This is a genomic window from Flavobacterium taihuense (genome assembly GCF_019351435.1).
Classification (GTDB): Bacteria; Bacteroidota; Bacteroidia; order Flavobacteriales; family Flavobacteriaceae; genus Flavobacterium; species Flavobacterium taihuense.
Window position 1 is genome coordinate 248,139 of the sequence record NZ_JAHWYN010000005.1, and the last position, 14,967, is coordinate 263,105.

General features: G+C 32.5%; 15 protein-coding genes. 11 read left to right on the forward strand and 4 right to left on the reverse strand.

All coding sequences use genetic code 11. The features are described 5' to 3' along the window. From KZH69_RS07790 to KZH69_RS07830, 9 genes are read left to right on the forward strand one after another with little or no spacing between them, the layout of a single operon-like run. A complete protein-coding gene (locus KZH69_RS07790; protein WP_219316867.1) occupies positions 1-1,020 on the forward strand; it encodes an exostosin domain-containing protein in 1,020 nt (339 codons plus the stop codon). Next, a complete protein-coding gene (locus KZH69_RS07795; RefSeq protein WP_219316868.1) occupies positions 1,017-2,018 on the forward strand; it encodes a glycosyltransferase family 2 protein in 1,002 nt (333 codons plus the stop codon). The genes KZH69_RS07790 and KZH69_RS07795 overlap by 4 nt, the downstream gene beginning before the upstream one ends. Continuing rightward, on the forward strand, positions 2,015-2,824 hold the full coding sequence (locus KZH69_RS07800; RefSeq protein ID WP_219316869.1) for a class I SAM-dependent methyltransferase: 810 nt from the start codon (positions 2,015-2,017) through the stop codon (positions 2,822-2,824). The genes KZH69_RS07795 and KZH69_RS07800 overlap by 4 nt, the downstream gene beginning before the upstream one ends. Before the next feature lie 14 nt (positions 2,825-2,838). Continuing rightward, complete coding sequence (locus KZH69_RS07805; RefSeq protein ID WP_219316870.1) at positions 2,839-3,987, forward strand: glycosyltransferase; 1,149 nt, start codon at positions 2,839-2,841, stop codon at positions 3,985-3,987. A 6-nt stretch (positions 3,988-3,993) separates the two neighbouring features. Beyond that, positions 3,994-4,983 (forward strand): glucosamine inositolphosphorylceramide transferase family protein, encoded by a 990-nt coding sequence (locus KZH69_RS07810; protein WP_219316871.1) that lies wholly within the window; start codon positions 3,994-3,996, stop codon positions 4,981-4,983. Then, entirely contained in the window at positions 4,983-6,056 is a 1,074-nt protein-coding gene (locus KZH69_RS07815) for a glycosyltransferase (protein ID WP_219316872.1), read from the forward strand. Before KZH69_RS07810 ends, KZH69_RS07815 begins: the two co-directional genes overlap by 1 nt. 1 nt (position 6,057) lies before the next feature. Next, positions 6,058-7,401 (forward strand): O-antigen ligase family protein, encoded by a 1,344-nt coding sequence (locus KZH69_RS07820; RefSeq protein WP_219316873.1) that lies wholly within the window; start codon positions 6,058-6,060, stop codon positions 7,399-7,401. After that, positions 7,373-8,380, forward strand: coding sequence for a glycosyltransferase family 4 protein (locus KZH69_RS07825; protein ID WP_219316874.1), 1,008 nt, complete (start codon positions 7,373-7,375; stop codon positions 8,378-8,380). Before KZH69_RS07820 ends, KZH69_RS07825 begins: the two co-directional genes overlap by 29 nt. 57 nt (positions 8,381-8,437) lie before the next feature. Continuing rightward, positions 8,438-9,838: a sugar transferase gene (locus KZH69_RS07830; RefSeq protein WP_219316875.1), complete on the forward strand. Its 1,401-nt coding sequence runs from the start codon at positions 8,438-8,440 to the stop codon at positions 9,836-9,838. Position 9,839: 1 nt separating this feature from the next. Here KZH69_RS07830 and KZH69_RS07835 read toward each other — a convergent pair whose 3' ends face one another. Next, positions 9,840-10,979 carry a lipoprotein N-acyltransferase Lnb domain-containing protein gene (locus tag KZH69_RS07835; RefSeq protein ID WP_219316876.1) on the reverse strand — a complete coding sequence of 380 codons (1,140 nt, stop codon included), beginning with the start codon at positions 10,977-10,979 and terminating at the stop codon, positions 9,840-9,842. A gap of 45 nt (positions 10,980-11,024) precedes the next feature. Then, positions 11,025-12,095, reverse strand: coding sequence for a putative type IX sorting system protein PorV2 (locus KZH69_RS07840; RefSeq protein WP_255557682.1), 1,071 nt, complete (start codon positions 12,093-12,095; stop codon positions 11,025-11,027). A 187-nt stretch (positions 12,096-12,282) separates the two neighbouring features. Between KZH69_RS07840 and KZH69_RS07845 the strand changes: the two genes are divergently transcribed. Further along, a complete protein-coding gene (locus tag KZH69_RS07845) occupies positions 12,283-13,005 on the forward strand; it encodes a CDP-alcohol phosphatidyltransferase family protein (RefSeq protein ID WP_219316877.1) in 723 nt (240 codons plus the stop codon). A 7-nt stretch (positions 13,006-13,012) separates the two neighbouring features. Next, positions 13,013-13,858 carry a glycoside hydrolase family 25 protein gene (locus KZH69_RS07850; RefSeq protein WP_219316878.1) on the forward strand — a complete coding sequence of 282 codons (846 nt, stop codon included), beginning with the start codon at positions 13,013-13,015 and terminating at the stop codon, positions 13,856-13,858. A 40-nt stretch (positions 13,859-13,898) separates the two neighbouring features. Here KZH69_RS07850 and KZH69_RS07855 read toward each other — a convergent pair whose 3' ends face one another. After that, a complete protein-coding gene (locus KZH69_RS07855) occupies positions 13,899-14,159 on the reverse strand; it encodes a DUF5808 domain-containing protein (protein ID WP_219316879.1) in 261 nt (86 codons plus the stop codon). A 29-nt stretch (positions 14,160-14,188) separates the two neighbouring features. Then, positions 14,189-14,929 carry an LPS export ABC transporter ATP-binding protein gene (gene lptB, locus KZH69_RS07860; protein ID WP_219316880.1) on the reverse strand — a complete coding sequence of 247 codons (741 nt, stop codon included), beginning with the start codon at positions 14,927-14,929 and terminating at the stop codon, positions 14,189-14,191. Positions 14,930-14,967 lie beyond the last annotated feature (38 nt).

Here is a 14,967-nt window from a genome sequence, read left to right on the forward strand (position 1 = left end):
ATGATTAAAATCTATACAGATACTACATTTATTACACCTGCTAATAGAAAAATTGTTTTTCCATTATTATTTGAATTGTGTTACTTAAAGAATGTTAATCTTTTAGAAAAATACAAGCTTGTTGATTCAATCAGCGAATCGGATATTGCAGTGCTTCCAGTTGATATTAATTTTTTGATCAAAAATAAGCAGCAAAGCTATTTAAATGATTTTATTTCAGTCGCAAAAGCGCAAAATAAAATCATTTGGGCCTATAGTGCGGGTGATTTTGGCAAAACAGTTCAAGATGATATTTACCTCTTTAGACTTGGAGGATTTAATTCTAAAATGAATGACAAAACAAATATTTTGCCTTCTTTTATTCATGATCCTTATGGTAAATTTATTCAAAAAGAGTTTGTTATTTTGGAAAAAGAATCTATTCCATCTATTGGGTTTGTTGGAAATGCTAATGGTTCATTGAAGAGTTTGCTTAAAGAATTTGGAATTTATTTATATGTAATAGGTTTGAATATTAAAAATAATTTTTATTCAGATTACCAGTCATTTTATCCTTCAGGATATAAAAGATATCAATTGCTCAAGAAAATTAAAGCTGACTCAAGAGTTAAATCTGATTTTATTTTTAGGAAAAAACATTCTAGTGCCTCTTTAGATACTTCCGAAATAAAGAAGACAACGATAGAGTTTTATGAAAATATGTATGAAAACCCATATGTCTTTTGTTTGCGAGGATTAGGAAATTTTTCGGTACGCTTATACGAGACATTGGCTATGGGAAGAATTCCGGTCGTTGTAGATACCGATATAAGGTTGCCTTTTCACAAAAGTATAGATTGGAAGCGGCATTGTGTTTTTGTTACAGAAGTAAATTTTGTAGATCAATTATTACGTTTTCACGATAAAATTTCAAATCAAGATTTTATCGAGATGCAAGAGAATAATAGAAAACTGTTTTTGAATGTTTTGTCCCGTGAAAATTATTTTGTCGAATGGTGTAAAAAAAATCAGAATAAATGAAATTTTCGCTAATCATCTGTACTTATATGCGTCCTAAACCCTTGCTTCATTTGTTGCAATCGGTACAGGAACAATCACTTTATCCTGATGAAATTTTGATTGTAGATGGTTCTATTAATAAAGAAACGCAGCAGGTACTAGCGGATAACACCTTTCAAAATCTAAATTATTTTCTAGTATCAAAAGAGCAACGAGGTTTGACCAAACAGCGTAATTATGGTATTGATCGTGTTGGGAAGGATATGGAAGTGGTTTGTTTTTTGGATGATGATACGGTTCTAGAGAAGGATTATTTTGAACAATTGCTAAACACATATAAAGTATATCCAGATGCATTAGGAGTAGGCGGGTACATTTATAATGAAACGAAGTGGGAATTTGTAGGGCTTGATTATATGCCTAAAATAAATGAGTTTTATTTTGATGGATGGAAAAGGAAAGATGGGAGTCGCTTCATTTTAAGAAAAAAGCTAGGTTTAGACAGTGATTGTCCACCAGGATTTTCTTCCCTATTTTCCCATGGAAGAAGTATTGGTTTTTTGCCCCCAACTGATAAAACGTACCAAGTAGAGCAATTGATGGGAGGGGTTTCTTCGTTTAGGAAAAATACATTTGAAAGGTTTAGATTTTCTACTTATTTTCAAGGATATGGTTTGTATGAAGATGCCGATTTTACTTTGAGAGTAGCCAAAACAGGTAAATTATATTTGAATACTGCTGCTCATTTAAATCATTATCATGAGGCTTCAGGAAGACCCAATCAATATCAATATGGTAAAATGGTAGTTAGAAATGGCTGGTATGTGTGGCGTATAAAAAATCCGAACCCTAATACAATTGATTTTTTGAAATGGCATAGTATTACGCTACTTTTGACATTAATTCGGTTCAGTAATGCAATTACAACATCCAAAAGAACCGTTGCTTTTACTGAAGCGTTAGGAAGAACGGCTGGCTGGTGGAGTTTGATTTTTAATAAACCAAAAGAGAAGAAATGAAAACAACAGAATCGATATTAGAAACCAATATAAAGCAAGCAGAATTTTACAATACGAAAAAGAAAAATTTTGCTACTCGTATTTGGTCAAAATTTAGAAATGGTATCTTAAATAAGATAAAAAAAGCGGTTGGCGTGCAAGATCAAGCGTATTTGAAACATAAAGAATGGTTTGGAGATTTGAGCACTAAGAAAGTATTGGATTTGGGATGTTTTTCTGGAAATTATTGGTCTATGTATTTAGCGGAGCATTCAAAAGAGTATTTAGGAATTGATTTGAGCGATGTTGCTATTCATAAATTGAATGAACGATTGGCTATTTTTCCAAATGCAAAAGCGAAAGCGGTTGATTTTCTTTCGGCCGAATTTGCGGATAACGACTATGACTTGATTTATGCTTATGGAGTTTTGCATCATTTTGAAAATACAAAAATTTTAATTGATAAACTTAATGAAAAATTAGTTCCGAATGGACAAATCATTAGTTATGATCCGTTAGAAACTAGTTTTCCTATAAAGATAATTAGAACCTTGTATCGTCCTTTCCAGTCTGATGCTGCTTGGGAATGGCCTTTTACTAAAAAAACGTTTTATCAGTTTCAGTCTGCTTTTAGTATTATTGAAAGACGTGGACTCCTTGGTAAGTCGAAATGGATGGCATTTATTTCAATGGTTCCAATATCGGATGAGAAAAAAAATAAAATAGGTCGAAAATGGCATAAAGAGGACTGGGAATATTCCAAAACTTCCGATTCTGTTTTATTTAGTTGCATGCATTTGACTATGCTAATGGAGAAAAAGAAATAATTCATTTTTCTGTTATGAAGTTCGCTATAATTACTCATGTTCAGCATATTACTGATAAAAACAGTTATTTTGCATATGCTCCATACGTTCGTGAAATGAATGTTTGGGGAAAACATATTGATGAGTTTCTGATTGTTGCTCCAATCATTCAAAGGGAGAAGACCGCAATTGATATTCCTTACAACCAGAAAAAAATCACTTTTTATAAAATTGATTCAATCAGTTTATTAGGATTTAGAGCTGTTTTGAACGCTATTTTAAAAGCTCCTAAAATAAGTTGGCAGATTTACAAAGCCATGTTTCAAGCCGATCATATTCATTTAAGATGCCCGGGGAATATTGGATTATTGGGGTGTTTGATTCAAATCTTATTTCCTAATAAACCCAAAACAGCAAAATATGCAGGAAATTGGGACCCGAAAGCTAATCAACCATGGAGTTACCGATTGCAAAAATGGATTTTGGACAATACCTTTTTGACCAGAAATATGCAGGTTTTAGTTTATGGGGAATGGGAGGGAAGTTCAAAAAATATAAAACCCTTTTTTACGGCAACCTATTTGGAATCGGATAAAGCTCCGATTCAATTGTTGGACTTAAAGGGGAAAATACATTTTGTTTTTGTAGGCACTTTATCTCAAGGGAAAAATCCATTGTATGCTATTCAATTAGTGGAATCATTATCTAAAAAAGGATATAACGTTTTTTTAGATTTGTATGGAGAAGGTATAGAACGTAAAGTTTTGGAAAGTTATATTGTTTCAAATAGTCTAGAAAAGAGGATAGTATTAAGAGGTAACCAAAATCAAAAATTAGTTACAGAAGCTTATCAAAGGTGCCATTTTGTGCTATTGCCTTCTAAAAGTGAAGGTTGGCCAAAAGCATTAGCCGAAGGGATGTTTTGGGGGTGCATTCCTATAGCTACTCCCGTTTCATGTGTCCCTTTTATGCTTGATTATGGTGAAAGAGGTGTATTGTTGCAAATGCCTCGAGAGCTTAGCTCGAACTGCCGCCACAATTTGGAACAAGATGTTCTACAATTGGAAGTATTACTTAATGATGAAATTAATTTTAGGAATAGAAGAAATAAGGTATCTAATTGGTCCAGAAAATATACCTTGGATGTTTTTGAATCAGAAATAAAAAAAATTATAAAAAATTAATGTAAAATGAAGAAATTTTTAGTTGGAATTTTGTTTTTAGGAATTCTGTCTGTATTACTAATAAATCAAAGAACCCCCTTTTTCCAAAAAGATGGAGGCGGTTGGTCTGTAGGGTATGGAGAGTCCAGTGATTATCCGAAAGTTATAAATGTGAAAGAAAATGACATTTATTCTATTGAGAAGTTAAAAGCACAAAATGACAGTACAGTTTTTCTGGCAGATCCTTTCTTTGTAAAAGAAAAAGACACCTTTTATTTGTTTTTTGAGCATAAAAAAACCAAAACAAATGGAGATGTTGGTTTACTGACTTCTATCGATGGTAAGAATTACTACTATCGGGGTACAGTTCTGACACAAAAGTTCCATTTGTCCTATCCACAGGTATTTAAATATAAAAATTGTTTTTATATGGTTCCAGAGTCTAAGCAAGCCAATGCCGTTTTGTTATACAAAGCTTATCATTTCCCTTATGATTGGAGAGTTTGTGATACTTTAGTCAGTAATGTTAGATTGAAAGATCCTTCTATTTATGTTTCAGATTCTCTAAGTATTATGGTGGCATCAGATGATAAACTAAATATGTATGTCTATCAAGCGGATTCTCTTTTTGGAAAATGGAGCTTGAATAAAAAGCCTATTGCTCTAATGGGAACGGAAGCAAGGGCAGGAGGACGTTTTTTTGCAGATAAAAAAGGATTGATTTTGCCCATTCAAAATTGTACCAATGGTTATGGATACGGATTGTCATTATATCGATTTTCTTTTAAAGATGGATCCTATACCACCAAAAGAGAATCACCCTTTTTTTTAAAGGCTAATAAAGATATCAAAGAATTTAATGCAGGCATGCATCAGTTGGATATTCAACGGTTGGATGCTAATCATTATTACTATGTGTATGATGGTAGTAGATTAAACAGTGATTCTAAAAAAATCAATATCTGGGGCCCTCTAAAATGGACATATATTGATTTAAAAAATTGGATTTTAAATTAATGAGAATCATTCAATTAATAGATTCCCTTGAAGCAGGTGGTGCTGAGCGTATGGCAGTTAGTTATGCGAATGTGCTTGCCACTCAAATAGAATTTTCTGGCATAGTGGCTACTAGAAAAGAAGGCCTACTTTTAGATCAAATAAATGGAAATGTTTCTTATTTGTTTTTGAATAAAAAGGGCAAAGTTGATTTTGGGGCTCTTTTTAGATTGCGTTCTTTTGTTTTAAAAAACAAGATTACTCATATTCATGCCCATAGTACTTCTTTTTTTTTGGGATTTTTATTAAAATTGACGTTTCCTTCTTTGAAATTATTTTGGCACAATCATCACGGTAATAGCCGTTCTTTGCCTAAAAAAAAGATATTGATTTTGAGATTTAGTGCACTTTTTTTTAATGGAGTAATTGCCGTAAATCAAGAGCTTAAAATTTGGGTCAAACAACAATTAAAGGCCAATAATGTTATTTATTTGCCTAATTTTCCAGTAAAAGAAATAGGAGTGGAAGCTACCACCATTTTGAAAGGGAAAAATAAGAAAAGGATTGTTTCTTTGGCAAATTTGAGAGGTGATAAAAACCACTTTTTATTATTAGAGGTTGCCATAAAACTAAAGCAGTCATATCCTGATTGGACTTTTCATTTGGTTGGAAAAGATTTTGAAGATGACTATTCCAAACAAATTTCTAGATTGATTCAGGAGTACGATTTAGAAAATAATGTATTTCTTTACGGTTCGCAACAAGATATTGAAAACATACTAAATCAAGTATCTATTGCTGTTTTGACTTCTAAATCTGAGGGTTTGCCTGTAGCGCTTTTAGAATATGGATTGTATAAAAAAGCGGTTGTTGTTACTCGTGTTGGTGAAATACCTATGATAGTGCAACATGAATTGAATGGTTTTATTGTTGATTCTAATAAACCGGATTTGTTTTATGAGTCTCTGGTTAATTTGATAACTAGTGAGGAATTGCAATCTGAATTTGGAAGTGCATTATATGATACTATTCAAATCAGTTATACGGCTGAAAGTGTGATTGAAAAATATTTAAAGTGGTTGCAAATCAGTTAAAATGAAAAAAGAAGAATTATCGTATGTTTATTTAATTTTATTTCATGCTTTTTTGGGAGTATTGGTATATGTATTTCCTTTTATATCAAAAATATATACTTTAACACTATTCGTATTTGGTGTTTTTTATATTGTAAAAAACAGGAACAAAAACAATGAAGCACTTATTATATCTGCTTATGTCGTTAGTGTTGAGGTACTTTTGCGAATGACAGACGGAATGATCTTGAATGAGTTTGGGAAATACTCCATCATGATTTTTATGTTTTTGGGTATGGTGTATTCCGGTTTTTTGAAGAATGCCATAATGTATTGGCTCTTTTTGATATTGTTGGTCCCCAGTATTGTTATATCTACTCTTTCTTTAAATTTTGATACGGATATAAGAAAAGCAATTGCGTTTAATATTTCAGGTCCCGTTTGTTTGGGTTTTTGTTCTATATATTGTTACCAAAGAAAAGTATCATTTGATCGTTTGAAAGCAATAATAGCTGCTTTTTCTTTACCGTTAATTGCTACGTCCGTTTATTTGTTTCTGTTTAGCCCTAGTGTGAAGGATGTGGTTACAGGGACGCAATCTAATTTTGCTACATCAGGTGGATTTGGACCCAATCAAGTTTCTACCATATTGGGATTAGGGGTGTTTGTTTTTTTTGTGCAATTGTTATTGAATTCTAAGAGTAGGTTATTACAAATTGTAAATGCATCATTTGTTCTAGTTTTTGCTTTTAGAGGAATTGTTACTTTTTCGAGAGGAGGGGTAATGACGGCAATAGGGATGATTTTTATACTTTTGGTAGTATTGTATCTCCAAGCTAGTTTTACGATAAAGCCTAAAATAGGGTTGATTGTTATTGTGTCTTTTTTGGCAGGTTTGGGCGTTTGGGGATATAGTTCCATACAAACCAGCGGAATGATAAATAAGCGGTATGCAAATGAAGATGCTTTAGGGAGAAAGAAAAAAAGTCAACTAAGTGGTAGAGAGGTGCTTATTGAATCCGAATTGCAAATGTTTTTAGATAATCCTATTTTAGGGGTTGGTGTGGGTAAAAACAAAGAAATAAGAAGGCAACAGACCGGAATTGATTTAGCTTCTCATAATGAGATTACGAGAATGTTGGCAGAACATGGTTCTCTTGGTTTGATTGATTTACTGATTTTATTTTGTACTCCTTTGTTTTTATTTGTTAATAATCGTCAAAATATATTGGCATTGTCTTTTTTAGCGTTTTGGTTGTTAACTATTAATCATGCCGCCATGCGTCTAGCTGCTCCTGCATTTGTTTATGCTCTTTCATTATTAAAAGTTTATACTGTTGAAACATCTACTGTACATAGGAAATAAATTATCCAAACATGGAGTTACCCCAACGACCATTGAAATTCTTGGCCCACTTTTGGAGCAAGAGGGATTTATGGTATCATATAGTGCTTCTCAAAAAAATCAAGCTCGAAGATTGATTGCCATGTTGTGGAATGTAGTTCGGTATTGTAAGGTAGATGTAGTACTAATTGACACGTATAGTACGACTAATTTCTGGTATGCATTTGCGACATCTCAGTTGTGTAGATTGTTTCGATTAAAATATATACCAATTCTGCACGGCGGAAATTTAGCTTCTAGACTAAAAAATAATCCAAGAGTTTGCCAAATGATTTTTAAACATTCTTTTCAGAATATAGCACCGTCTCTTTTCTTGAAAGACCAATTTAAAGGAGAAGGTTATGAAAATGTAATTCACATTCCCAATGCTATTGAATTAAGAAGTTATCCATTTTTAAAACGAGAAATAGCCACTCCCAATCTATTATGGGTACGCTCTTTTGCAGAAATATACAATCCTATGATGGCTGTTGAGGTATTTGAAGTCATAAAAAAAAAATATCCCGAAGCGACGCTTTGTATGGTTGGACCAGAAAAAGACGGAAGTTTATTGAGTACCAAACAAAAAGCCAAAGAGTTAAAATTGGAAGTGCTTTTTACAGGTAAATTATCCAAACCAGAATGGATTTCCCTTTCTAAAAATTATGATATATTTATTAATACAACTCATTTTGATAATACACCGGTTAGCGTTATGGAAGCTATGAGCTTAGGATTGGCGGTCGTATCTACCAATGTTGGGGGAATTCCGTTTCTTCTGGAGGATAATCGAGATGCTTTGTTGGTGTCAGATAATGATGTCGATAAAATGGTTAGTCAAATTCAGAAATTAATGGATAGTCCGGATATTTTTCAAGAATTAACTAAGAACGCAAGACTGAAAGCAGAATATTTTGACTGGCAAATAGTTAAGGATGAGTGGATGGCTATTTTGAAATAAAGGAGGTTTAGTTTTTATATAATAAGTAACTTGCAGCAAAAATAAGTTTTAAAATTTATGGGTAATAAAAAAAAAATGCATTTCGAAATATCTGAACGTAAATTACTTTTACGTTTTTTTGATGTAGTTTTTGTATTGCTTGGGTTGTATAGTATAGGCTTTATTTTCAAATTCGATTATTTTCAATTTACAGCTTCTAATTATTATTGGGTAATTATTTTGGCTGTTTACATTAACATATTTGGAGCGATTTTCGAAATGTACAATCTTCAAGTAGCAAGTAATCATTTTCAAGTATTAAGAAGTGCAGTTCTAACGACATCCTCCACGGTAGTGTTTTATTTATTAACACCTGTTTTTTCTCCCCAATTACCTAAAAACCGTTTGCAATTATTATTTTTTTACATTACAGTTTTTGTAGCATTATATGCTTGGAGAATGATTTATGTTCGTTTTTTAGCATCCAATAGATTTGTTCAAAATGTGGTTTTAGTATGTGATAAGGAACAGGTTGAGGAGCTTGTTTCGGGTCTTGAGAGTGTCGACCCTCATTATAAAATAATAGGATACGTTAATTCAGATACTGATTCTATTTCAATTATAGAGTTTGATTATCAATATGTAAGACATATTAAAATAGAAGATCTAACTTTATTTGTTGCCGAAAATGGAATTTCAGAAGTAGTGATTGCCTCTCAAAAAACTGATGGAATTACGGCTGAATTATATCAGCAATTACTTCATTTATTAGAATCGGGTAAGAGTATTCGGGAATATACGCATGTGTATGAAAGTAAAACACAACGTATTCCGGTTCAATATATTTCGCGAGACTTTTACCGTTTCTTCCCTTTCAGTCGTAGCAACCAAAATAAATTATACCTTTATTCTATCAGGATATTTGAAGTTGTTTTTTCATTGGCTGGCATAGTAATAGGGCTATTTTTAATTCCTTTAATATTGGTATGTAATAATTTTTGGAACAAAGGAAAATTGTTTTATACTCAAAAAAGAGTCGGTAAAGATGGTGTTGTGTTTAAAATTATAAAATTTCGGACCATGGTGAAAAATGCCGAAAAAGCAGGAGCCGTTTTTGCTAAAACGAATGATTCTCGAGTTACCAAGTTTGGGAAATTTTTAAGAAAAACCAGAATAGATGAATTTCCGCAGTTTATCAATATTCTAAAAGGAGATATGGCTATTATTGGTCCAAGACCTGAACGACCTGTTTTTGTTAAAGAAATTGCTCAAATGATGCCGTTCTATGAAACCCGTCATATCATAAAACCTGGACTTACCGGTTGGGCTCAAGTCAATTATTCCTATGGCGAAAAATTGGAAGATAGCCTGATAAAATTACAATATGATTTGTATTATATCAAACATCGAAGCATTTACTTGGATTTGAGCATTGCTTTCAAAACGGTTTCTACGGTTTTATTTTATAGAGGCCAATAAATTAAATAATTATAGGAATGCGTTTTTTGTGTTTGATAGCCAGACGCGCTAAAACAATCAAATTGGTTATCAGTATTGGTGAAACAATAAGCAAGTGAATTTTTGTGATGATGAAAAAGAAATACACAATCATCATAAGAATATTTAAGACAGAAAATCTGTAGGTCCATTTTGGGTTTCTTGTGCTCCAAAAATACAATACCATAAAGAGTACAGGATTGAACAATAGAATGTTGTAGTTGTATCCTAACTCTTGATGCGAAGAATAAAATCCTAAAAAAACAAATAGCAAACCCAATAAAGCTATAATTGTTAGATAAATAAAATCAATACTTTTCTTGTTTATAAAAATCACAAACCCTAAAAGTACAAGATAAGTATAGCAGTTGTTCCACCAAGAAGTTGGTGTTTCTTCTTCGAAAGCGATTAATGTTTTATTTTCTTGGCATAAAGGATGGTTTTGATACTGAATGAGTTTTAAACTTTTTTGAAGTTCAAAGGGCAAAAATATTTTAGTGCCCATTTGGTCCACTTTTGTTCCAAATACAATGCTCGTTCCTAATTTTTCATAAAAATGATTGTCAAAATAAGGGTATAAAATACTTCTGTAAGTTTGGTCTGTATCCGTTTTTTTGACAATTACTTTCGCATTCAATGTCTTGTTGATTACATCTACCACTTTCGAAGTGCAGTTGTTATCAATGAATTTATATTGATACAAACGTTCTTCAGATAGCAGTGATTGAGCTAAGTTTTCAAATAATTTTTGTTTGAGCGCTAGTGGAATGTTTAATTCTTGTTCATAAACACTTCTCTTTTCATAATTGTATTGATTCATAAAATCAATATATCTATTGTTTACTATAAAATAATTTAAATTCCCTTTGGTAAATTGCATCACAAAATTGGGTGTATCAAAATCAAAAGCACCATAGTTATAGACAACGTCGAGATTGTTCTCTAAATCACTGACTCTTATGGCTGTGTGACCAAATAAAGAATACGATTCGTTTCCGGTACCACAGGTAAGTATACTAATTCGAGCATTTTTGGATAACAAGGTATTTTGGCTGAATGAGTTGCAGATTGAACTCAGCAAAAGAATGCATAAAAATATTTTTTTTAATTGATAGATATTCATTTTGTCAATTTTTTAATTTAAAATGTGATTTTTAAGGGTCTAAAGTTAGTTTCTAAAAAGGGATAAATCAATTTTCAAAGAAAACACATTGGAATACATTGCTGTACTTTGGTTGCCTAATGCAGTTAATGCATAGTCAATTGCGATTCCTTTGTATTTAAAACCCAAACCAATGTTGGGTTGAAATCCTATTTTTTCTCCATTATCCAATTGTGTTACCTTTTGGAAATTCCCAACGCCAGCTCTCAAAAAAGCAAGATTGGTGTAACCAAATTCCAAACCAATTGCTGGATCGATACTCACCAAACTGCTTGAAATTAAATCATTTGTCTGAGTAAACTGCATATTCATGTTGGCGGTGGTCAAAAGACTGTAATCGTCATGAAAAACAAATTTTTTGGCCACACCCAATTGCGCTTTCGGTAAGGTAATCTCTGTGCTTTCAGGTGCTTCCTGATTCTGGCCAGGGATGGCATCAGCTATTTTTTTATAGGCTTCTTCGTTGATGTTCCAAATATTATAAGTCGTTGTGATGTCACGAAGCATTAACCCAAATTGCCAATCATTTTTTTCAAATTGTAATCCTAAATCAAAGCCAAATCCCCAAGAAGTTGCGAAATCCCCAATGATTCTTCGAATAATTTTGGCATTTACTCCATATTGAAATCCGGGGACGGGTAATTTTACGGCATACGAAAAGGTAAAACCATAGTCTGCCGTAGAAAACAGTTTAATTCTATTGTAATCAATATTACCCTCGTTGTCTATCAAATCGGTGGTATTCATAATATCATCAACACCAAAACGTATTACCGATATTCCCCAAGCACTTCGGTCATCAATGGGACTAGCATAAGCAGCATAATCATATTTGGCAATATTGGCGAAGTAATTGGAATGCATTAAGGCCATTTGATTGTCTTCCAGATGAAGCAGTCCTGCTGGATTCCAATAGCATGAATTGACGTCAGAAGTAGAAGCCACCACAGCATTTGACATTCCCAAAGCTGCTGCATCTACACCTATATTCATGAACTCATTCGAATATTTTCGAACTGTCTGGCTGTAGATAGTATTTACAATAAAAAGGAACAAAAGGAGCTGTGTTTTTTTCAAAAGAGAGTATTTGGAGGCGTAATGCGTTTTTAATTTTTACCAAAAATAAAGTTTTTTGATGATGTAGCTACTTCAATTCAATGAATTAATAATTTTTGTTAAGAAGCATCTAAAATCTATTAACAAAACAAGTATCGCTTTCACTTATTATATTAAATTTGTCGAGCTTATCATTCAATTTAAAACTATGAACATCAAAAAACATATTCCCAATACAATTACTTTATTAAATCTTTTTTGCGGTTGCATCGCTCTAATATTTGTAAGTAAAGATCAATTTGAAATGGCATTCTTTTTTGTTTGCGTCGGAATTTTTTTAGATTTTTTTGATGGTTTTTTTGCCCGATTGTTTAAAGTATCGGGGCCTTTAGGATTGCAATTGGATTCATTGGCTGATATGGTAACAAGTGGCGTAATTCCGGGGTTTGTAATGTTTAAAATGATGCAAAGCAGCTCGGTTTATATGAGTGAAGGCTATCTGCAATTTTTTCCTTATTTAGGTTTTATTATCACTTTGGGTTCTTGTATGCGTCTGGCAAAATTTAATATAGACACACGTCAAACCGATTCGTTTATTGGGTTGCCAACTCCAGCCAATGCTCTTTTTATATTGAGTCTTCCACTAGTCAAAGCGTATTATTCCGCCGATTCATTAATGGTACTTGAAATTTTGACAGAGAAATGGGTTTTACTGTTAATAGCATTGTTTAGTGCTTATATATTGAATGCTGAAATTCCTTTATTTTCTTTAAAAATCAAGAAGTTTAATTTTAAAGACAATGTACTTCAAATTATTTTCTTGGCCATTTCTGTTTTGATGTTGGTTTTTCTTCACTATTTAGGTGTTGCACTGGTTATTATTTTCTATGTATTGCTCTCGGTGATTAATAATAAGTTTTTAAAGAAGTAAGTTTTGGATGAAAAGAAAGAATACAAGAACAACTTATACCCGAAAGGCGAAAAAGAAGAACTCCATTTTCTCTACTAAATTTTTTAGATATTTTATAATTGGTTTTTTGCTTTTGGTTGTATTGTCAGTAGCTTATCATTACCGTTCCAGTTTTGCCTATTATCTAGGTTTTAAATCACATTATAATAAAGAAACTAATGTTTTTTCTGAAGCTCGTAATTTAAAGGTTTTAGAAAAAAGCAAGGGAAAAGTAGTCGGTATTGATGTTTCCGAATATCAAGGAAAAATCCGTTGGTCTTATGTTGATACTATTGAAGAAAAATATCCTATACGTTATGTTTTTATTCGGGCAACCGTTGGAAACGATAGGGTAGATAATCAATTTAAACTGAATTGGCTTGGCGCCAAAGAAAATAAAATGATTCGTGGAGCCTATCATTATTACCGACCTAACGAAAATTCTCTTGAACAGGCCAAACTTTTTATAAAAACGGTAAAGCTTAAAAAAGGGGATTTGCCGCCTGTTTTGGATATCGAAAGACTCCCAAAAGAACAATCCATTGAGCGATTAAAAATTGGTTTAAGGCGTTGGTTAGAAGCCATAGAATCACATTATGGAGTACGGCCCATAATTTATACAGGAGAGAAATACTATGATGATTTTTTGAAAGAGGAGTTTAGTGATTATCTTTTTTGGATAGCCAATTACAACTTTTATCGGGAAGAAATTCAGGAAGATTGGCTCTTTTGGCAATTTACAGAGAAAGCTACTGTACCTGGAATCGAGAATAATGTTGATGTGAATATTTATAATGGTGATTTACAGCAGTTGGAATATATTACTGTTGAGTAGTAGTTGTCAGTTATGCCATTAATGAAGCGCGTTGATTCGATTAACTTTTATTTAGAATAAAAAATAGAACCATTGAAAAAAACAACAAGAATAAAAGACAAGCCCATTTTGCTTTTTTATTGGCAAAATTGATAGTTATCCCCATCCATTCTATTTTTTTGGGAACAAAAAGGCGATTGTCTTCTTTGTTATAATAAATGCCGCCCCATTTCCATTTATTAGGGTCTTTTTTCCATTTCTCCCACGTTTCTTTATCAGGATCATTATCTTTCCAATCGTCATTTTTTTTCTTTGGTATCATGACAAAATCATTTATTGAAAAGATAAATATTAAAACTCTAGCTTCTTCTTTCTCAATTCGAAATTTTGGCCTAGATATACACGACGTACCATTTCGTCTTCAACCAATTCTTCAGGAACACCTGCTTTTAGAATTCCTCCTTCAAACATGAGATAGGTTTTATCGGTAATAGCCAGCGTTTCCTGTACGTTGTGGTCGGTTATTAAGATTCCAATATTTTTATTTTTTAATTGAGCTACAATTCTTTGAATATCCTCAACAGCAACGGGGTCAACACCTGCAAAAGGTTCATCCAGTAAGATGAATTTAGGATCTGTTGCCAGACAACGGGCAATTTCGGTACGACGACGTTCTCCTCCTGAAAGCAAATCTCCACGATTAGTTCGGATATGTTCCAAGCTAAATTCGGCAATTAAGCTTTCCATTTTGGCTTCTTGTTGTTCTTTGGAAAGTTTGGTTAATTGCAAAACGCTCAAAATGTTATCTTCGATACTTAATTTTCTAAAAACAGAAGCTTCTTGTGCCAAGTATCCAATTCCTTGTTGGGCTCTTTTGTACATTGGATAATCGGTAATATTCAAATCATCCAGATAAATATTTCCTGAATTTGGTTTTACCAATCCTACAATCATATAAAAAGAAGTTGTTTTTCCGGCACCGTTAGGTCCCAAAAGTCCCACGATTTCTCCCTGGTTTACTTCTACTGAAATGCCTTTTACAACAGAACGACCTTTGTATGTTTTTATTAAATTTTCTGCTCTTAATTTCATTTTTTTAGTTTAATCGTTTGAAATGTTTAACCGTTTAA